The following is an 18,188-nucleotide window of genomic DNA, read 5'->3' on the forward strand; positions in this document are numbered from 1 at the left end:
GTTATGCGCTGGTCTGCCCCCTTTACTTTTACCCTTTAAGAACCACAGAGACATGGCCACCATTCCGATCACGACCCGCGGCGCCGAAAAGCTCAAGGCCGAATTGCATCGTCTCAAGACGGTGGATCGCCCAGGGGTGATCAATGCCATTGCCGAAGCGCGCGCCCAGGGTGACCTGAGCGAAAACGCCGAATACGACGCCGCCAAGGATCGCCAGGGTTTCATCGAAGGCCGGATCCAGGAAATCGAGAGCAAACTTTCCGCCGCCCAGGTCATCGACCCATCGGCCGTGGATGCCGGTGGCAAGGTGGTGTTCGGTGCCACGGTCGAGCTGGAAGACGAGTCCACCGGGGACGCGGTGACCTACCAGATCGTCGGCGAGGACGAGGCCGATCTCAAGCTGGGCCTGATCAACGTCGGCAGCCCCATTGCCCGCGCCCTGATCGGCAAGGAAGAGGGCGACACGGCCGAAGTGCAGGCGCCCGCTGGCGTCAAGCGCTACGAGATCGTGGCCGTCAGCTACCGCTGACAACCGGGGCCAGGACGGTGCGTGCTTTCCTGCTCAGGCTGCCGCTTTGGGCAGCCGCGCTCTGGTGGGGCAGCCTCACGACCATCGGTTTTCTCGTGGTGCCTCTGCTGTTTGTGCACCTGCCCAGTCCGGCCCTGGCCGGCGGCATGGCCGCCAGGCTTTTTACCGCCCAGACCTGGGTGACCGTGGCCTGTACCGTCCTGCTCCTGCTGGCCTCCCGCCCGCGTGACGATGGGGAAGAGGGGGCCGGGGAGAGCCCGTTGCAGGCCGTGCGGCTTACCGTCGTGGGCGGCCTGCTGCTGGCCCTGCTGGTGGAGTTCGCGGTGGCGCCGCGCATCGTGGCGCGCGAGAACCTGGCGCTGTGGCACCGGGCCGGCAGCGCGCTTTATGTCCTGCAGTGGTTCTGTGCCGCCATCACTTTCTGGCGGCTGACGAAACGTGAGAACTTGTGAAGAAATCGTAGCGAGCGGCCCGAGCGCAAGGCGGACGGAGCACAGCGACGAGACATATCAAGACGATAGGCGAGGAGCGAGCACCGCCCAACGCGGCGATCGGACCGCGCAGTAGATTTATTCGCAGGCTCTCAGGTCTGGCTGCGTTTCTTCACGCTCGTCTGCTTGGGCTTGGCGCGTTTGACCTTGCCACCCGGCGTCAGGCGCTGGTTGCCCAGCACGCGCAGCAGCTTGACCTCGGGGCGCTGGCCGCCGCGTTTGCTGAACTTGAGCACCTTGACGTCACGCGGACCGGGTTTGCGGTCCTCGTCCTCGGTGCGGACCTTTTCCGGCTTGGGACGCCAGAGCACCAGCAGCTTGCCAATGTGCTGGATAGGCGCCGCGTCGAGCTCCTCGGCCAGGGTCTGGAAGATGGTCTCGCGCTCGGCGCGGTCGTCCGAGAAGACGCGCACCTTGATCAGGCCATGGGCCTTGAGGGCAGAGTCGGTTTCCTTCTTGACGGCGGCCGTCAGGCCGTCGCCGCCGATCATGACCACGGGGTCCAGGTGATGGGCTTCGGCGCGGAATTCCTTGCGCTCGGCGGGGGTCAGTTGTATCGCTGGCATGTCGGTATTATCGTTGGATTGTTGGGATACGGCCACCTGTGCCCTCCCTAAGGAAAGAAATGAAAGTCAACACCAAGAGCAAGAAGGTCAACAAGGCCTGGCTCAACGACCACGTCAACGATACCTACGTCAAGCTGGCGCAGAAGGAGGGGTATCGGGCGCGGGCGGCCTACAAGCTCAAGGAAATCGACGAAACCCTGCGCCTGATCAAGCCCGGCCAGGTGGTGGTGGACCTGGGCTGCGCGCCCGGCGCCTGGAGCCAGTACCTGCGCCGCCGCATGGCACCCGGCGGGGCCGCCGTGGGTGAACTCAAGGGCACCATCATCGGCCTGGACCTGCTGCCCATGGAGCCGATCGAGGGCGTGCAGTACATCCAGGGCGACTTTGGCGAACCCGAGGTGCTGGCCCGGCTGGAAGAGTTGCTGCAGGGCCGCCAGGCCGACGTGGTGGTCTCGGACATGGCCCCCAACCTCTCGGGCGTGTCCTCGGTCGATGCGGCCCGGATGGAGCATTTGATCGAGCTGGCGATTGATTTCTGCCAGCACCATCTCAAGCCCTCGGGCGCCCTGGTGGCCAAGGTCTTCCATGGCCGGGGTTACGAAGAGATCATCCAGCACTTCCGGACGAATTTCCAGACCGTCAAACCCGTCAAACCCAAGGCGTCGCGCGACCGTTCGTCTGAAACTTTCCTGGTGGGTGTGGGTCTGAAGCAGGTGGCGGCCGACTGATCTTTCGCCTGTGGCGCTGAGGCTCGGCGTGTAAAGGGCGAAATCGCCCCCAAATCCCCTCCATCATCAATGGCTGTCGCAGGCAAAATCAATCGGGCGCAGGCTTGAAACGCCTAAAATGGCTACAAGCTATGTTTTTCCCTGGCATCCGTACTGGAGTTGCACTTGAATAATCAGTGGTTTTCTAAAGTGGCCGTCTGGCTGGTGATCGCGCTTGTGCTCTTCACGGTGTTCAAGCAGTTCGACACCCGCAGTGGCGCCGCAACCGGCACGCTGGGCTATTCCGACTTCCTGGAGGAAGTGCGCAGCAACCGCATCAAGAGCGCGCTGATCCAGGAAGGCCCCGGCGGCACCGAAATCATTGCCACCACCACCGACGACCGCAAGGTGCGCACCACTGCCACCTACCTGGACCGCGGCCTGGTCGGCGACCTGATCGCCAACGGCGTGAAGTTCGACGTCAAGCCCCGTGAGGAAGGCTCCCTGCTCATGACCCTGCTGGTTAGCTGGGGCCCCATGCTGCTGCTGATCGGCGTCTGGATCTACTTCATGCGCCAGATGCAGGGCGGCGGCAAGGGCGGCGCCTTCAGCTTCGGCAAGAGCAAGGCGCGCATGCTCGACGAGAACAACAACCAGGTCACCTTCGCGGACGTGGCCGGTTGCGACGAGGCCAAGGAAGAGGTCAAGGAGGTCGTGGACTTCCTGAAGGACCCGCAGAAATTCCAGAAGCTCGGCGGGCGCATCCCCCGCGGCCTGCTGCTGGTCGGCCCCCCGGGCACCGGCAAGACGCTGCTGGCCAAGGGCATCGCCGGCGAGGCCAAGGTGCCTTTCTTCAGCATCTCGGGCTCCGACTTCGTTGAAATGTTCGTCGGCGTGGGCGCGGCCCGCGTGCGCGACATGTTCGAGAACGCCAAGAAGAACGCGCCCTGCATCATCTTCATCGACGAAATCGACGCCGTCGGCCGCCAGCGTGGTGCCGGCCTGGGCGGTGGCAACGACGAGCGCGAGCAGACCCTCAACCAGATGCTGGTCGAGATGGACGGCTTCGAGACCAACCTGGGCGTGATCGTGGTGGCCGCCACCAATCGCCCCGACATCCTGGACGCCGCACTGCTGCGCCCGGGCCGTTTCGACCGCCAGGTCTACGTGACGCTGCCCGACATCCGTGGCCGCGAGCAGATCCTCAATGTGCACATGCGCAAGATCCCGATCGGCCAGGACGTGGCTCCGGCCATCATCGCCCGCGGCACGCCCGGCATGAGCGGCGCCGATCTGGCCAACCTGTGCAACGAGGCTGCGCTGATGGCTGCACGTCGCAATGCGCGGGTGGTCGAGATGCAGGACTTCGAGAAGGCCAAGGACAAGATCCTCATGGGCCCCGAGCGCAAGAGCATGGTCATGCCCGAGGAAGAGCGCCGCAACACGGCCTACCATGAGTCCGGCCACGCCCTGATCGGCAAGATGCTGCCCAAGTGCGATCCGGTACACAAGGTCACCATCATCCCGCGTGGCCGCGCCCTGGGCGTGACCATGAGCCTGCCCGAGAAGGACCGTTACAGCTACGATCGCGAGTACATGCTGAACCAGATCAGCATGCTGTTCGGCGGCCGCATCGCCGAAGAAGTGTTCATGAACCAGATGACCACCGGCGCCTCCAACGACTTCGAGCGTGCCACCCACATCGCACGTGACATGGTCATGCGCTATGGCATGACCGATGCACTGGGCCCCATGGTCTACGCCGAGAACGAGGGCGAGGTCTTCCTGGGCCGTTCGGTCACCAAGACCACCAGCATCAGCGAGCAGACCATGCAGAAGGTCGACGCCGAGGTGCGCCGCATCATCGACCAGCAGTACGCCCAGGCGCGCAAGCTGATCGAGGACAATGCCGACAAGATGCACGCCATGGCCAAGGCCCTGCTGGAGTGGGAAACCATCGACACCGAGCAGCTCGACGACATCATGGCCGGCAAGGAGCCGCGTCCGCCCAAGGACTGGTCGCCGCGCACGCCGAACTCCGGCGGCGGTGATGCCGGCGGCACACCGGCGGTCAAGACCGATCCTTCACCATCGGCTGCCTGATCCAGCGATCATCACAAACGGGGCCCAGTGCCCCGTTTTGTTTTGACCCCCTCCGATTTCGCATGATCTGGCAGACCACCCGCTACGCCATCGACCTGTCCAGGCCGCAGGTCATGGGCATCGTCAATATCACCCCCGACTCCTTCTCCGATGGCGGCCGCCACGCCTCCACGCATGCCGCCTTGCTGCACTGCGAGCAGTTGCTCAAGGACGGCGCCGACATCCTGGACCTGGGGGGGGAATCGACGCGTCCGGGCGCCGTGCAGGTGCCGCGGGACGAGGAGCTGGCCCGACTGTTGCCGGTGCTGCGCGAGGCCGTGAAACTGGGTGTGCCGCTTTCCATCGACACCTACAAGCCGCGGGTCATGCAGGCCGCCCTCGACCTGGGTGCCGACATCGTCAACGACATCTGGGCCCTGCGCTGGTCGGATGCGGCCGATCCGCTGGACGGCCGCCAGGTCGTCACCCAGCACCCGAACTGCGGCGTCTGCCTGATGCACATGCACGGTGAGCCGCGCACCATGCAGATCAGCCCCATGGACGGTGACGTGTTGCCGGCCGTGCAGGCCTTCCTACAAGAGGCCGCGCAGGCGCTGCAGTCACTCGGAGTGGCCAGGGAGCGCATCGTGCTCGACCCCGGTATCGGCTTCGGCAAGACAGTGGCGCAGAATTTCTCGCTGCTGGCGCGCCAGGGCGAACTGCTGGCAGCCGGTTATCCTCTGCTGGCCGGCTGGTCGCGCAAGTCTTCATTGGGTGCCGTGGCCGGCCTGCCACCGGGCAGCACGACGCCGCCGGGGCAGCACGAGCGTCTGGCGCCCAGCGTGGCGGCGGCGCTGCTGGCCGTGGAGCGGGGCGCGGCCATCGTGCGCGTGCATGATGTGCGGGAAACCGTGCAGGCGCTACAGGTGCTGGCAGCTATAAAATGAATAGCATTCAAAAAACGGAATTCCAGGGGACAGGTTCATGAGCAGGAAATACTTTGGCACCGATGGCATCCGCGGCACGGTGGGGCAGGCCCCCATCACGCCCGACTTCGTGTTGCGCCTGGCGCATGCGGTAGGTCGCGTGCTCAAGCGCAGCGAGGACAAGCCCGTGGTGCTGATCGGCAAGGACACCCGTATTTCAGGCTATATGCTGGAGAGCGCGCTGGAGTCGGGTTTCAATTCGGCCGGGGTGGAGGTGGTGCTGCTGGGCCCCCTGCCCACGCCGGGTGTAGCCTACCTCACGCGCGCGCAGCGCGCCTCGCTGGGCGTGGTCATCAGCGCCAGCCACAACGCCTATCCCGACAACGGCATCAAGTTCTTCAGTGCCCAGGGCACCAAGCTGCCGGACGCCTGGGAGCTGGCGGTGGAGGCTGCGGTGGACGAGCCGCCGGTCTGGGTTGACTCGGCCAGCCTGGGCCGCGCACGCCGGCTGGACGACGCAGCGGGCCGTTATATCGAGTTCTGCAAGAGTACGTTTGCCAGCGACCTCACGCTCAAGGGCCTGAAGATCGTGGTCGATGCCGCGCATGGCGCGGCGTATTACATCGCCCCCAAGGTCTTCCACGAACTGGGCGCCGAAGTGGTGGCCATCGGTTGCGCGCCGGACGGCCTGAACATCAACCGCGAGGTCGGCGCCACCCATACCGACGCGCTGGTGGCTGCCGTGAAAGCCCACCACGCCGATTACGGCGTGGCGCTGGACGGCGATGCCGACCGCCTGATGATGGTCGATGCCACCGGCCGCCTGTACAACGGCGACGAGCTGCTCTACCTGATGGCCGACGACCGCCTGGGCCGTGACGAGCATGTGCCCGGCGTGGTGGGGACGCTGATGACGAACATGGCGGTGGAAGTGGCGCTGAAGAAACGCGGTGTGCAGTTCGTGCGCGCCAAGGTCGGCGACCGCTATGTGCTGGAAGAGCTGCACAAGCACAAATGGCTGCTGGGCGGCGAAGGTTCGGGCCACCTGCTGGCGCTGGACAAGCAGACCACCGGTGACGGCCTGGTCTCGGCCTTGCAGGTGCTGCAGACCTGTGTGCGCAGCGGCCAGAGCATGGCGCAGCTGCTGGCGGGTGTCACGCTGTTCCCGCAGACCCTGATCAATGTGCGCCTGCAGCCGGGGCAGGACTGGAAGGCCAACACACGCCTGGCCGCGGAAACCCAGGCTGTCGAAGCCGAACTGGGGCAGACAGGCCGTGTACTGATCCGTGCCAGCGGCACCGAGCCGCTGGTGCGCGTGATGGTGGAGGCGCGCGATGCGGCGCAGGCCCAGGCCTGTGCCGAACGGCTGGCCCAGACGCTGCGCGCCTGAGGTTCAGGGATTCAGCAATTGACGCGCCGACCCTGCGCGTCAATCACCACTTCGCCGTCTTCCTTGCTGAACGCGCCTTGCTGCGGCTGAGGCAGGATGTCGAGCACCTGTTCGGAGGGCCGGCATAGCCGGGTGCCCAGCGGTGTGACGACGATGGGCCGGTTGATCAGGATCGGGTGGGCCAGCATGAAGTCGATCAACGCGTTGTCGGTCCACTTCACATGGTCCAGGTCCAACTCCTCGTAAGGAGTGTCCTTGCGGCGCAGCACATCCCGTACCGGCTTGCCCAGTGCAGCGATCAGCTGCACGAGTTCGGCCCGGCTCGGCGGTGTCTCCAGGTAGTGAATGACGCGGGGTTCGGTGCCCGTGTTGCGGATCAGGGCCAGTGTGTTGCGGGACGTTCCGCAATTCGGATTGTGATAGATCGTGATGTCGCTCATGACGCCTTCCTTTCACGCGCCCGTACGCTCGGTCCGCTCATACCAGCCCTTGGACTGGTTGACGACGCGCACCACCAGCAGCATCACCGGTACCTCGATCAGCACGCCCACGACAGTGGCCAGCGCGGCGCCTGAATGGAAGCCGAACAGACTGATGGCTGCGGCCACGGCGAGCTCGAAGAAGTTGGAGGCGCCGATCAGGGCCGAAGGGCAGGCGATCTCGTGCTTCTCCCCCACGGCACGGTTCAGCCAGTAGGCCAGGGCCGAGTTGAAGAGGACCTGGATCAGGATGGGCACGGCGAGCAGTGCGATGACCAGCGGCTGGCGCAGGATGGCCTCGCCCTGGAAGGCGAACAGCAGCACCAGGGTGGCCAGCAGGGCGGCAATGGACCAGGGACCGATGCGCGCCATGGCCGCATCGAAGTCGGCCTGGCCGCGCGCCAGCAGGGCTCGGCGCCAGAGCTGGGCGATGATGACCGGCACCACGATGTAGAGCACGACCGAGGTCAGCAGCGTGTCCCAGGGCACCGTGATGGCCGACAGGCCCAGCAGCAGCGCGACCAGCGGCGCAAACGCGAAGACCATGATGCTGTCGTTCACGGCCACCTGCGTCAGCGTGAACAGCGGATTGCCGCCGGTCAATCGACTCCAGACAAAAACCATGGCCGTGCAGGGCGCGGCCGCCAGCAGGATCAGGCCGGCGATGTAGCTGTCGAGCTGGTCGGCCGGCAGCCAGGGCGCAAAGAGTTGCCGGATGAAGATCCAGCCCAGCAGAGCCATGGAAAAGGGCTTGACCAGCCAGTTGACGAACAGCGTGACGCCGATGCCCTTCACGTGCTGGCGCACCTCGTGCAGCGCGCCAAAGTCCACCTTGACCAGCATGGGGATGATCATGACCCAGATCAGCAGCCCAACGGGCAGGTTCACCTGCGCCACTTCCATGCGGCCGATGGCCTGGAACAGTTGCGGTAGCAGCTGGCCGAGCGCGATGCCGGCCACGATGCACAGGAAGACCCAGATCGTCAGGTAGCGCTCGAATACGCTCATGGGTGCGCCGGCGGCCTGCTTGGCCGTCACTTCACATTGCGCACTCATCTCAGGCATCCCGGGCCAGTGCGCGGGCGGAGGTCTGAATCAGCTGGCTGGCCAGTTTCTCCGGCGGCAGGCTGACCAGCAGGTCAAGGCGGCGCTTGATCGCCTGCAGGGTCAGGCGAAAGGCTTCCAGCCGCTGTTCCTCCGTGCCCTGGACCTCGGACGGGTCGGCATAGCCCCAGTGCGCCGTGGCCGGGTGGCCGGGCCAGATGGGACAGACCTCGCCGGCGGCGTTGTCGCAGACGGTGATGATCAGGTCCATCTGCGGTGCATCCGGCCGGGCGAATTCGTCCCAGCTCTTGCTGTAGAGGCCATCGGTGCTGATGCCCACGGCCTGTAGCGCCTTGAGACCCAGCGGGTTGGGCTGCTGGTTAGCGCGCGGGCTGCTGCCGGCGGACCAGGCCTTGAAGCGGCTGCCACCGATGTGGTTCAGCGTGGCTTCGGCCAGGATGCTGCGTGCCGAGTTGTGTGTGCAGAGGAAGAGGACGTTCAGGGGCGTCTTGTGGTTCATGTCGGTTCCGATGGGAAAACTGGGTTTCAGCAGCAGGCCTTGGCGCCGTTGGCCACCTGGGCGGATGTCGGTGCGCAGCAGCCGGCGCTCGCCACTTCGATCACCTTCTTCGGCGCACAGCAGGCACCGGCTTGCGGCGCGGCTTGATTCTTCTGGCTGAATACCGGGATGTTGTCCAGGGTGTGGAACTGCTCCCAGGCGATGCCCTGCGGGTCGGTCACCCAGTACTTGTCGCTGCGCGCATAGCAGCAGGTGGTTTCGCCCTCGTCCAGCAGGGCCATGTCGGCCTGCTCGGCCTGGGTCTTGAGGGCCTGCAGCTCCTCGGTCGATTCGACCTGGAAACCCAGGTGGTCGAGACCCGGCTTGTCTCCGCGTGTGGAGATGGCGAAATTCACCGGCGGATCCTGCAGCATCCACTTGGCGTAATCGTCTTCGGTGCGGGCCGGGGTCTGCTTGAACATGGCCGAATAGAAAGCGATGTTCCTGGCGAGATCTTCGACATGGAGGTGGACGTGAAAGCGTTTCATGGGGGCTCCTGGGAAAAGTAGGTGGGTGTCGATCAGCAGGTGGCGCAGGCGGCCTTCTTGCTGCGCTTGGGGCTGATCTCGCAGGCGGCGCCCTGGCAGCAGTGCTCGGTCAGATAGGCCAGCAGGGCGTCCATCTGCGCAAAGTTCGCGCGGTACACCAGGTGCCGGCCATCGGGCTCGCTGCTGGCCAGGCCGGCATGCACCAGTTCCTTGAGGTGGAAGGAGAGGGCGCTCGGGCTGATGTCCAGCTGCACCGCCAGCAGGCCGGGCGTGAGCCCGGCGGGGCCGGCCACCACCAGCGCGCGGAAGGCGCGCAGGCGCTGGGCCTGGGCCAGCGCCGCCAGAGAGCGCAGGGCTTCGTTTTCGGTGGCCTTGGTTTTTTTCATGTTTCAATAATACTTGAAATATTGAATGAATGGCAAGACTCTCCGGATCCGGGTGATGGATGTCATGGAGATGTCATGTGGGTGCCACAAAGACGTCATCAAGCCTGCTCACACTGCAAGCCATGCAGGACTACGGCATCCCCACCCCCCGCGAAGCTGGCGAGACCCGGCCTGGCCCGGCCATGGGCCGGGAGGCCGGCCGCCTGCGCGATGCCGGCTGGTGGCCCGTGTTCCCGGGGGGCCAGGCGCTGCCGCAGCCTGCACGCACCCAGGTGCTGCATCACTGGGCGCTGAGCCCCGGGCAGCGCGCCGCCGGCCTGCTGTTCCAGCCGCTGGATGGCAACCCCCGCCACGGTGTGCTGGCCCTGTTCGTGGACGAGGGCGAGCTGCACGGCGCCATTGAGATCGTGGAGCGCCAGGGGCGCTGGCTGGTCATGCCCGACGGCCTGCGCGCCCGTACCCTGGCCGTGGCGGCCATGGCGCGCTCAGGGGGACCGTCCTCGCTGCGCTCCAGCCTGGTGGGCACACCGGACCGGCGCTTCATCTTCTTCAACACCCAGGGCGACGGCGGCACGGCCACCCTGGTCGAGCGGCGCCGCGATGGAGGCACCGTCGTCACCTGACCTCTTGCGAGCCCCGCTGAGCCGGGGCTTTTTTACACGCCAACCCGATTCACAGACATCACAAAAGGAGAGAAAAAATGAAAGAACTGCCCAACCCCACCTTCCCGCTGTCTCCCGTTGCCATGCCTCGGGGGTCGCTTCACCGCCCTGATCAACCGGTCCCTGCGCAAGAGCGCGGCGGCATTGAAGTTTCGTGGGCGCGCCACCTCGATGAAGTCCGTGCGGCGCAGCGCCTGAGGCACGACATCTTCGCCGGCGAAATGGGCGCGCGCCTGTCCACCACGGTGCCTGGCCACGACGTGGACCTGTTCGACGACTACTGCGAGCACCTGCTGGTGCGTGACCAGGAGACGCAGCAGGTCATCGGTACCTACCGCGTGCTCACGCCCGAGCAGGCCCAGCGCATCGGCAGCACCTACAGCGAGCTGGAGTTTGACCTGACGCGCCTGCGCCCCCTGCGCGAACGCATGGTGGAACTGGGTCGCAGCTGCGTGCACCCGGATTTCCGCCATGGCGGCGTCATCATGGCCCTGTGGGGGGCACTGGCCGAGTTCATGGTGCGCAACAAGCTCGACACCATGATCGGTTGCGCCAGCATCCCCATGCTGCACAACGGCGTGATCAGCGGTGACGTGGCGGCCAGCATCTGGCGCCAGGTGCGCGAGACCCATATGGCACCCATCGAGCACCAGGTCTGGCCGCGCCTGCCGCTGCCGGTCGACGAACTCGACAGCCAGCTGGACGTGGAGCCGCCGGCCCTGATCAAGGGTTACCTGCGCCTGGGCGCCAAGGTGCTGGGTGCCCCGGCCTGGGACCCGGACTTCAACAGCGCTGACCTGCCCATGCTGATGCGCATCGCTGATCTGCCGGCGCGTTACCGCAAGCACTTCTTCGGCGCCTGATGAAGAGCGCGCTCGATCACCGCAGCAGCTGGCTGGGACAGGCCATGGCGCGCCAGGGGCATGAAGACGACCATGACGACGAGAAGGGCGGCGGCAAGCGCTACCGCGCCGTCTTCATCTCCGACCTGCACCTGGGCACCCCCGGCTGCCGTGCCGAGGACCTGCTGGACTTCCTCAAGGCCAGCTCCAGCGAGCACCTTTACCTGGTGGGCGACATCATCGACGGCTGGCAGTTGCGCCGGCGCTGGTACTGGCCGCAGGCGCACAACGACGTGGTGCAGAAGCTGCTGCGCCGCGCGCGCAAGGGCTGTCGTGTGGTCTTCGTACCGGGCAACCACGACGAGTTCGCGCGCGGTTTCATCGGTCACCAGTTCGGCGGCATCGAGGTGGTGGACGATGCCGTGCACGTCACGGCCGACGGCAAGCGCCTGTGGGTCACGCACGGCGACTACTTCGACGGCGTGATCCAGTGCGCCAAGTGGCTGGCTTATGTGGGCGACAACCTCTACGAGTTCACGCTCAAGCTCAACCGCTATCTCAACCACCTGCGCGCGAAGTTCGGCCTGCCTTACTGGTCGCTCTCGGCCTACCTCAAGCACAAGGTCAAGAAGGCGGTGAACTTCATCAGCGACTTCGAGCAGGCGGTGGCGCACGAGGCCAGGAAACGCGGCCACCAGGGCGTGGTCTGCGGCCACATCCACCACGCCGAGATCCGCGAGATCGAAGGCGTGCTCTACTGCAACGACGGTGACTGGGTCGAAAGCCTGACGGCGCTGGTCGAGCACCACGACGGCCGGCTGGAGCTGCTGCGCTGGGGCGAGGCGGCACCGACCCAGGCCCTGCAGGCGGCCGTGCGCGCTGCCACCGCATGAAGCTTGCGCTGGTTACCGATGCCTGGGAGCCCCAGGTCAACGGCGTGGTCACCACGCTGGTGGAACTGGTGCGTGAGGTGCGCCAGGCGGGGCATGAGGTCGAGGTCATCCACCCCGGCCAGTTCCGCACGCGCCCCTGCCCGGGTTACGCTGGTATCGACCTGGCGGTGCGGCCGCGCAAGGCGCTGGGCCAGCGGCTGGACGCGCTGGCGCCGCAGGCCATCCACATCGCGACCGAAGGCCCGCTGGGCTGGGCGGCACGGGCCTATTGCCTGAAGCACGGCCTGGCCTTCACCACCGCGTACCACACCCGTTTCCCGGAAATCCTGCAGGCCGCGCTGCGTGTCCCCTTGTCCTGGGGCTACGCGCTCTTTCGCCACTTCCACCGTCCGTCCTCGGGGGTGCTGGTGCCCACGCAGGGTGTTCTGAACCTGCTGCAACAGCGTGGTTTCCGGAACCTGCGGTCCTGGACGCACGGCGTGGACCTGCGCCTCTTCCCCTACCAGGACGAGGTGCGACCGTATCCCGGGCTGCAGGATCTGCCCCGACCGGTGTCACTGTTCGTCGGGCGCGTCTCGTATGAAAAGAACATCGCGGCCTTCCTGCAGCTCGACGTACCGGGCGCCAAGATCGTCTGCGGCGTGGGGCCGCTGGAAGCCGCGCTCAAGGCGCGCTACCCGCAGGTGCACTGGCTGGGCATCCTGCCGCGGGCCGAGCTGGCACAGGTGTACGCTGCGGCCGATGTGTTTGTCATGCCCAGCCGCTCCGAAACCTTCGGCCTGGTCATGCTGGAGGCCATGGCCTGCGGCACGCCCGTGGCGGCCTACCCTGTGGATGGCCCGCTGGAGGTGCTGGGCCAGCACGCCGGCCCGGCCCAGGGCGGGGTGCTGGACGAGGATCTGCAGCAGGCCTGGTACCAGGCCCAGGCCGTGCCGCGCCATGCGGCACGCCAGCGGGCCGAGGTGTTCAGCTGGGAACAGGCGGCAGAACAGTTCCTGGCCAGCCTGGTGCCGGTCCGGCAGGCCGGGCCCCTGAACGGGCCGCAGAAAAACACTGTCACACCATTGTCATCTATGCTGTAAACAATCTGTCATGACTTTGCAATCTTCCAGCCTGGATCCCGCCATGTCTGCCGAAAGCGCGCTACGCATCACCGTCCCGGTCCTGCTGGACCGGGACCAGAGCATCCTGGCCTTCAACTGGCGCGTGTTCGACTGGGCCTGCCGGCCCGAGGTGCCGCTGCTGGAGCGCCTGCGCTACCTGTGCATCGTCTCGTCCAACCTGGACGAATTCTTCGAGGTGCGGGCCGAACCCCATCTGAGCGCCAAGCAGGGCCAGGACCAGCAGGGGGTCTACACCGCGGCCTCCTTCGACGCCATGTCGGCAGCCATCCACACCCTGGTGGAGCGCCAGTACGCCCTCTACAACGACGAACTGATGCCAGCCTTCGAGAAACAGGGCATCAAGATCATCTCGCACGGCGAGCGCAACACCGCCCAGCGGCGCTGGGTCAAGCAGTATTTCGAGCAGGAGGTGCGGCCCCTCCTGATCCCGGTGGGGCTGGACCCCTCGCACCCCTTCCCGCAGGTGGCCAACAAGTCGCTCAACTTCATCGTGCGCCTGGGCGGGCACGACGCCTTCGGTCGCGAGAACGACATCTCCATCGTCAAGGTGCCGCGGGCCCTGCCGCGCCTGATCCGCCTGCCCGATTCCCTGTGCGGCAAGCGCCGGCTGTTTGTCTCGCTCTCCAGCGTGATCCGCGCCCACCTGGCCGAGCTGTTCCCCGGGCGCGAGATGAGCCAGTTCTCGCAGTTCCGCGTCACGCGCCACTCCGACCTGGCGGTGGACGAGGACGACGTCAAGAACCTGCGCACCGCGCTGCGCCAGGGCCTGCAGCACCGCCATTACGGCCAGGCGGTGCGGCTGGAGGTTTCCGCCGGCTGTTCGGAGTACCTGTCCGACTTCCTGCTGCGCCAGTTCGAACTGCCCGAAGGGGCGCTCTACCGAGTGCACGGCCCGGTGAACCTGGTGCGCCTGAACCAGCTGGTCGACCTGGTGGATGAACCGCGCCTGCGCTTCCCGTCCTACAAGCCCTCCTACCCCGGCCAGCTGGTGAGCGGGCAGTCCATCTTCGAGCAGCTGCGGCGTGGCGACGTGATGATCCACCAGCCCTACGAAAGCTTCGACGGCGTCCTGGATTTCCTGCGCGAGGCCATCAACGACCCGCAGGTGCTGGCCATCAAGCAGACCATCTACCGCACCGGTGCCAACTCCGTGCTGATGGATCTGCTGCGCGAGGCCGTGCGCCGCGGCAAGGAAGTGACGGTGGTTCTGGAGCTCAAGGCGCGCTTCGACGAAGAGGTCAACATCAACTGGGCCGAGCAACTCGAATCGATCGGCGTGCAGGTGCTCTACGGCGTGGTCGGCCTCAAGACCCACGCCAAGATGATGCTGGTGACACGCCGCGAAGGCCGGCACTTCCGGCGTTACGCCCACCTCTCCACCGGCAACTACAACCCGATGACGGCGCGTTTTTACACCGACCTCAGCCACCTCACGGCGGACGTGGGGCTGACGGCTGATATCGAACACGTCTTCGTGCACCTGGCCGGCCAGAGCCGCCTGCCGCGCCTCAAGCACCTGTGGGTGGCGCCCTTCCAGCTGCATCGCAAGCTGCTGGAAAAGATCGAAAGCCTGGGCGTCGCCGCCGCGGCCGGCCAGCCGGCGCGCATCGTCGCCAAGATGAACGCCCTGACCGACGAGGCCCTGATCCGCGCCCTCATCGCCGCCGGGCGCCAGGGCGTGAAGATCGACCTGATCGTGCGCGGCGCCTGCATGCTGCCCGCGCAGCTGCCGGGCCAGACCACGAACATCCGTGTGCGCTCGCTGATCGGGCGTTTCCTCGAACATGCCCGCGTCTTCTATTTCCGCGCCGGCGAGACCGAGGACCTCTACCTCTCCAGTGCCGACTGGATGAACCGCAACATGCTGCGCCGGGTCGAACTGGCCTGGCCGGTGCTGGACCCGCTGCTGCGTCAGCGCATCGTCGACGAGTGCCTGGTGGCGGCCATGGGCGACACCCAGGGCAGCTGGGAGTTGCAGCCGGACGGCCGCTACACCAAAGTGGCGCCAGCGACGGGTCGTCCGGCCGTCAGCGCCCAGGATGCCCTGATGGCGCGCTACGCACTGAGAGAACTCCGCTAGATGGACCTGCTGCTGTGGCGTCACGCGGAAGCGCATGAGGCCCAGCCGGGTGGGGATGACCTTGCGCGCGTGCTGACGCCGCGCGGCGAGAAACAGGCGGCCCGCATGGCGGCCTGGCTGGACCGCCAGCTGCCCGAGGGCGCGCGCATCCTGGCCAGCCCGGCACGGCGCACCGAACAGACCGCCATGGCACTGGGGCGCAAGTACAAGCTGCGCGAGGAGCTGGGGCCCGAAGCCACGGTGGAGCAGCTGCTGCAGCTCGTGCAGTGGCCCGATGGCCGCGGTGTCACCGTGGTGGTCGGGCACCAGCCCGTACTGGGCCAGACCATCGCCCGCCTGCTGGCCATCCACGGCAGCGAATGCAGCGTGAAAAAAGGCGCGGTCTGGTGGCTGCGCCATCGCCTGCGCGACGGCGTGTCACAGACCACGCTGGTGTCGGTGCAGTCGCCCGACGTGCTGTAGGTCTGTTCAATCCTTTTTCGGGCGGCCCGTCTTGATCGAGGGCACCGCCTTGAGTGCAGACAGCAGGGTCTTGTCGCTCATGGCCGTCAGTGCCTTGATGCCGGCACGCAGCAACTCGCTCTTCTTGCAAGGCTGTGCCAGCTTGGTGCAACGCTGTTTGAGTTCGGCCAGCGCCGCGTATTCGTCCTTGGGAATGGTGAAGCTGTCCCGCACCAGCTTGGGTTTCTTGGGCTTGAGCGCCTTGGCGGCTTGGGCTGCTTTCTTGGGCGCAGCGGTTTTGGCGCTGCCGGCCTTGGACGCAGCCTTGCCGGCCGCGGATTTGGTAGGCGCTACTTTCCTGGCGGACTTGCTGACCGTCGGGGTCTTTTTGCGGGCTGCGGAAGAGGAGGGCGAGGCAGATTCTTGCATGAGCTTGAAGTCGTACGAGTTGGGACAAAAACAGTTTATATAGTTTGATGACCCGGCGCAATCACTGCCGATGCGTGCAATTTTCACGAAGTCACAAAAGAGAAATACTTTTGTCACGCGTCTGACATGGGAAGCCCGCACAGTGGCCCCTTGCCTGTTGTTGGGGCATCGCCTCTGAAATGGAATGCTGGAAACCCTGTACGTTGCGACGCAGCATGCGCATGCTGCGCAGCGCCCGCCGATGATTGATCACGTCCGCCTTTTCACCCATCAGTTCCTGTCCGCCCTGAGCGGACGGGACGGCCCGCTGGCTCGCCTGATGCGCAGCGATGCCCTCCATCCGGTGTTCCAGCCCATCGTCGATCTCAAGAGCGCCACGGTGCACGCGCACGAGGCGCTGATCCGCGGTCCCCAGGGCAGCCTGCTGCAGTCGGCCGATGCGCTGCTGTGCGCGGCCCAGGCCGAGGGCCTGCTCTACGAATTCGAGCTGTACTGCGTCTACGTGGCGCTGCGACAGTGGGGACAGCAGCACCAGCCGGGGCGGCTGTTCCTCAACATCAGCGCCCATGCACTGGAGCGGCTGGTGGCTGTGGACGGCACCCAGACGCTGGCGCGGGCCATGCGCACCCTGGAGGTGTCGCCGCGCATGGTGGTGCTGGAGATCACCGAGCACGAGCGCGTGCACGACATGGACGGGCTGGTCGAGGTGGCCCGGGCGCTGCACGCCGTGGGCCTGGCGCTGGCACTCGACGACTTTGGCGACGGCCGCTCCAGCCTGCGCCTGTGGTCGCAGATCCGGCCCGACATCGTCAAGATCGACAAGTACTTCAGCCGCGACATCAGCTGCAGCGCCGACAAGCTCAAGACCCTGCAGGCCCTGCTGCAGATCGCCGATGTCTTCGGCACGGCCCTGGTGGCCGAGGGCATCGAGAACGAGGCCGACCTGCGCGTCATCCGCGATCTCGGTTTCAGCTACGGCCAGGGTTATTTCCTGGGCCGGCCCGACCGGGACGTGCCGTCCGACATGCTGCCCGCCGCCGCCCAGGTGCTGCACGACACGCGGGTGGCGGTGATGCCCGAGCAGCGTTACGTGGCCCGCATGGGGCAGCTGCGCCATCTCTCCCTCATCCATGCGCCCGCGGTCGGACGCCACGCCAACAACGACGAGGTGGCCACCCTCTTCCAGGCCTATCCCGAGCTGCATGCCCTGGCCGTGGTGGACGATGAGCGCCCGCTGGCCATCATCAACCGCCAGCAGTTCATGGACCATTACGCCACCCTGTATTTCCGCGAGATCTTCGGCAAGAAGTCCTGCCTGCTGCACGCCAACCAGCAGCCGCGGCTGATCGAACGCAATCACGACATCGAGGAGCTGGTCGGCATCCTGACCTCGCAGGACCAGCGCTACCTGAGCGACGGCTTCATCGTCACCGAGAACGGCCGCTACGTGGGCCTGGGCACCGGCGAACAGCTGGTGCGCTCGGTCACCGAACTGCGCCTGGAGGCGGCCCGCCACGCCAACCCGCTGACCTCGCTGCCGGGCAACATCCCGATCAGCCTGCACATCAAGCGCCTGATCGAGAGCCAGGGCGAGTTCGTCGCCTGCTACATCGACATGAACAATTTCAAGCCCTTCAACGACCAGTATGGCTACTGGCGCGGCGACGAGATGATCCGCCTGCTGGCGCAACTGGCCGTGGCGCACAGCGATCCGCAGCGCGACTTCGTCGGCCATGTGGGGGGCGACGATTTCATGATCCTGTTCCAGAGCGACGACTGGGCGCAGCGCTGCGAGCGCATCGTTCAGGAGTTCGCCCAGCAGGCGCGCGAGCTCTTCGACGAGGCCGCCCGCCTGTGCGACGGCATCCATGCCGAGGACCGGCATGGTGTCATGCGCTTTTTCCCCTGCACCACGGTCTCCATCGGCGCGGTGCAGGTCGGGCGCCAGGCCTACCGCGACGCGGAGGAGGTGGCCACCCAGGCCGCGCTCGCCAAGCGCGAGGCCAAGGCTGCGGGCAACGGCCTGTTCGTGATGCCGCGGCGCGCGCCCGTTCCCGCCTGAGCGGCGGG

General features: G+C 66.1%; 20 protein-coding genes. 13 read left to right on the forward strand and 7 right to left on the reverse strand.

Annotated features, from left to right (window positions below; translation table 11 throughout):
* Window positions 1-52 precede the first annotated feature (52 nt).
* Both greA and HTY51_RS05800 read left to right on the forward strand, forming a co-directional pair.
* The gene (greA, locus tag HTY51_RS05795; protein ID WP_174251841.1) at window positions 53-529 is read left to right on the forward strand and encodes a transcription elongation factor GreA; all 477 of its coding nucleotides are present in this window, start codon (window positions 53-55) and stop codon (window positions 527-529) included.
* Between the two features lie 17 nt (window positions 530-546).
* A complete protein-coding gene (locus tag HTY51_RS05800) occupies window positions 547-981 on the forward strand; it encodes a DUF4149 domain-containing protein (protein WP_254607001.1) in 435 nt (144 codons plus the stop codon).
* A 131-nt stretch (window positions 982-1,112) separates the two neighbouring features.
* Here the strand turns inward: HTY51_RS05800 and HTY51_RS05805 are convergent, their stop codons facing one another.
* The gene (locus tag HTY51_RS05805; RefSeq protein ID WP_174251842.1) at window positions 1,113-1,586 is read right to left on the reverse strand and encodes a YhbY family RNA-binding protein; all 474 of its coding nucleotides are present in this window, start codon (window positions 1,584-1,586) and stop codon (window positions 1,113-1,115) included.
* 59 nt (window positions 1,587-1,645) lie between these two features.
* On the opposite strand from HTY51_RS05805, the gene HTY51_RS05810 reads away from it, so the two are divergent.
* The 4 genes from HTY51_RS05810 (at window position 1,646) to glmM (ending at window position 6,691) form a co-directional block, all read left to right on the forward strand.
* Window positions 1,646-2,314: an RlmE family RNA methyltransferase gene (locus HTY51_RS05810; protein WP_174251843.1), complete on the forward strand. Its 669-nt coding sequence runs from the start codon at window positions 1,646-1,648 to the stop codon at window positions 2,312-2,314.
* A gap of 165 nt (window positions 2,315-2,479) precedes the next feature.
* Entirely contained in the window at window positions 2,480-4,396 is a 1,917-nt protein-coding gene (ftsH, locus tag HTY51_RS05815) for an ATP-dependent zinc metalloprotease FtsH (protein ID WP_174251844.1), read from the forward strand.
* 62 nt (window positions 4,397-4,458) lie between these two features.
* Window positions 4,459-5,322, forward strand: coding sequence for a dihydropteroate synthase (folP, locus tag HTY51_RS05820; protein ID WP_174251845.1), 864 nt, complete (start codon window positions 4,459-4,461; stop codon window positions 5,320-5,322).
* 37 nt (window positions 5,323-5,359) lie between these two features.
* Entirely contained in the window at window positions 5,360-6,691 is a 1,332-nt protein-coding gene (gene glmM, locus HTY51_RS05825; protein ID WP_174251846.1) for a phosphoglucosamine mutase, read from the forward strand.
* 11 nt (window positions 6,692-6,702) lie between these two features.
* Here the strand turns inward: glmM and arsC are convergent, their stop codons facing one another.
* The 5 genes from arsC to HTY51_RS05850 are packed head-to-tail and all read right to left on the reverse strand — an operon-like array spanning window position 6,703 to window position 9,647.
* Window positions 6,703-7,131: an arsenate reductase (glutaredoxin) gene (gene arsC / locus HTY51_RS05830; protein ID WP_174251847.1), complete on the reverse strand. Its 429-nt coding sequence runs from the start codon at window positions 7,129-7,131 to the stop codon at window positions 6,703-6,705.
* Window positions 7,132-7,143: 12 nt separating this feature from the next.
* Window positions 7,144-8,226 (reverse strand): ACR3 family arsenite efflux transporter, encoded by a 1,083-nt coding sequence (arsB, locus tag HTY51_RS05835; RefSeq protein WP_174251848.1) that lies wholly within the window; start codon window positions 8,224-8,226, stop codon window positions 7,144-7,146.
* Between the two features lies 1 nt (window position 8,227).
* On the reverse strand, window positions 8,228-8,734 hold the full coding sequence (locus HTY51_RS05840; RefSeq protein ID WP_174251849.1) for an arsenate reductase ArsC: 507 nt from the start codon (window positions 8,732-8,734) through the stop codon (window positions 8,228-8,230).
* A gap of 26 nt (window positions 8,735-8,760) precedes the next feature.
* Window positions 8,761-9,261, reverse strand: coding sequence for an ArsI/CadI family heavy metal resistance metalloenzyme (locus tag HTY51_RS05845; RefSeq protein WP_174251850.1), 501 nt, complete (start codon window positions 9,259-9,261; stop codon window positions 8,761-8,763).
* A 32-nt stretch (window positions 9,262-9,293) separates the two neighbouring features.
* Window positions 9,294-9,647: a helix-turn-helix transcriptional regulator gene (locus tag HTY51_RS05850; RefSeq protein ID WP_174251851.1), complete on the reverse strand. Its 354-nt coding sequence runs from the start codon at window positions 9,645-9,647 to the stop codon at window positions 9,294-9,296.
* Window positions 9,648-9,724: 77 nt separating this feature from the next.
* On the opposite strand from HTY51_RS05850, the gene HTY51_RS05855 reads away from it, so the two are divergent.
* From HTY51_RS05855 to HTY51_RS05880, 6 genes are all read left to right on the forward strand, one after another.
* A complete protein-coding gene (locus HTY51_RS05855; protein WP_174251852.1) occupies window positions 9,725-10,270 on the forward strand; it encodes a hypothetical protein in 546 nt (181 codons plus the stop codon).
* A 77-nt stretch (window positions 10,271-10,347) separates the two neighbouring features.
* Window positions 10,348-11,172, forward strand: a complete 825-nt coding sequence (locus HTY51_RS05860; protein ID WP_174251853.1) for a GNAT family N-acetyltransferase — start codon at window positions 10,348-10,350, stop codon at window positions 11,170-11,172.
* A gap of 44 nt (window positions 11,173-11,216) precedes the next feature.
* Window positions 11,217-12,044, forward strand: a complete 828-nt coding sequence (locus HTY51_RS05865; RefSeq protein WP_254607048.1) for a UDP-2,3-diacylglucosamine diphosphatase — start codon at window positions 11,217-11,219, stop codon at window positions 12,042-12,044.
* Complete coding sequence (locus HTY51_RS05870) at window positions 12,041-13,126, forward strand: glycosyltransferase family 1 protein (protein WP_174251855.1); 1,086 nt, start codon at window positions 12,041-12,043, stop codon at window positions 13,124-13,126. The genes HTY51_RS05865 and HTY51_RS05870 overlap by 4 nt, the downstream gene beginning before the upstream one ends.
* Window positions 13,127-13,169: 43 nt before the next feature.
* Window positions 13,170-15,248 carry a polyphosphate kinase 1 gene (ppk1, locus tag HTY51_RS05875; protein ID WP_254607002.1) on the forward strand — a complete coding sequence of 693 codons (2,079 nt, stop codon included), beginning with the start codon at window positions 13,170-13,172 and terminating at the stop codon, window positions 15,246-15,248.
* Window positions 15,249-15,710, forward strand: coding sequence for a histidine phosphatase family protein (locus tag HTY51_RS05880; RefSeq protein ID WP_174251857.1), 462 nt, complete (start codon window positions 15,249-15,251; stop codon window positions 15,708-15,710). It abuts the gene before it with no gap.
* A 6-nt stretch (window positions 15,711-15,716) separates the two neighbouring features.
* Here HTY51_RS05880 and HTY51_RS05885 read toward each other — a convergent pair whose 3' ends face one another.
* Window positions 15,717-16,118 (reverse strand): hypothetical protein, encoded by a 402-nt coding sequence (locus HTY51_RS05885; RefSeq protein ID WP_174251858.1) that lies wholly within the window; start codon window positions 16,116-16,118, stop codon window positions 15,717-15,719.
* 241 nt (window positions 16,119-16,359) lie between these two features.
* Between HTY51_RS05885 and HTY51_RS05890 the strand changes: the two genes are divergently transcribed.
* Window positions 16,360-18,180 (forward strand): GGDEF domain-containing protein, encoded by a 1,821-nt coding sequence (locus HTY51_RS05890; RefSeq protein WP_174251859.1) that lies wholly within the window; start codon window positions 16,360-16,362, stop codon window positions 18,178-18,180.
* Window positions 18,181-18,188 lie beyond the last annotated feature (8 nt).

It is taken from the genome of Rhodoferax sp. BAB1 (genome assembly GCF_013334205.1).
Taxonomy (GTDB): domain Bacteria; phylum Pseudomonadota; class Gammaproteobacteria; order Burkholderiales; family Burkholderiaceae_C; genus Hylemonella.

Bases quoted from the DNA above. Each gene is read 5' to 3' on its own strand.
- greA (WP_174251841.1), top strand. From the start codon at position 53: ATGGCCACCATTCCGATCACGACCCGCGGCGCCGAAAAGCTCAAGGCC.
- glmM (WP_174251846.1), top strand. From the start codon at position 5,360: ATGAGCAGGAAATACTTTGGCACCGATGGCATCCGCGGCACGGTGGGG.
- HTY51_RS05845 (WP_174251850.1), bottom strand. From the start codon at position 9,261: ATGAAACGCTTTCACGTCCACCTCCATGTCGAAGATCTCGCCAGGAAC.
- HTY51_RS05840 (WP_174251849.1), bottom strand. From the start codon at position 8,734: ATGAACCACAAGACGCCCCTGAACGTCCTCTTCCTCTGCACACACAAC.
- HTY51_RS05850 (WP_174251851.1), bottom strand. From the start codon at position 9,647: ATGAAAAAAACCAAGGCCACCGAAAACGAAGCCCTGCGCTCTCTGGCG.
- arsC (WP_174251847.1), bottom strand. From the start codon at position 7,131: ATGAGCGACATCACGATCTATCACAATCCGAATTGCGGAACGTCCCGC.
- folP (WP_174251845.1), top strand. From the start codon at position 4,459: ATGATCTGGCAGACCACCCGCTACGCCATCGACCTGTCCAGGCCGCAG.
- HTY51_RS05880 (WP_174251857.1), top strand. From the start codon at position 15,249: ATGGACCTGCTGCTGTGGCGTCACGCGGAAGCGCATGAGGCCCAGCCG.
- ppk1 (WP_254607002.1), top strand. From the start codon at position 13,170: ATGTCTGCCGAAAGCGCGCTACGCATCACCGTCCCGGTCCTGCTGGAC.
- HTY51_RS05865 (WP_254607048.1), top strand. From the start codon at position 11,217: ATGGCGCGCCAGGGGCATGAAGACGACCATGACGACGAGAAGGGCGGC.
- HTY51_RS05805 (WP_174251842.1), bottom strand. From the start codon at position 1,586: ATGCCAGCGATACAACTGACCCCCGCCGAGCGCAAGGAATTCCGCGCC.
- HTY51_RS05810 (WP_174251843.1), top strand. From the start codon at position 1,646: ATGAAAGTCAACACCAAGAGCAAGAAGGTCAACAAGGCCTGGCTCAAC.
- HTY51_RS05890 (WP_174251859.1), top strand. From the start codon at position 16,360: ATGATTGATCACGTCCGCCTTTTCACCCATCAGTTCCTGTCCGCCCTG.
- HTY51_RS05860 (WP_174251853.1), top strand. From the start codon at position 10,348: ATGAAAGAACTGCCCAACCCCACCTTCCCGCTGTCTCCCGTTGCCATG.
- HTY51_RS05885 (WP_174251858.1), bottom strand. From the start codon at position 16,118: ATGCAAGAATCTGCCTCGCCCTCCTCTTCCGCAGCCCGCAAAAAGACC.
- HTY51_RS05870 (WP_174251855.1), top strand. From the start codon at position 12,041: ATGAAGCTTGCGCTGGTTACCGATGCCTGGGAGCCCCAGGTCAACGGC.
- arsB (WP_174251848.1), bottom strand. From the start codon at position 8,226: ATGAGTGCGCAATGTGAAGTGACGGCCAAGCAGGCCGCCGGCGCACCC.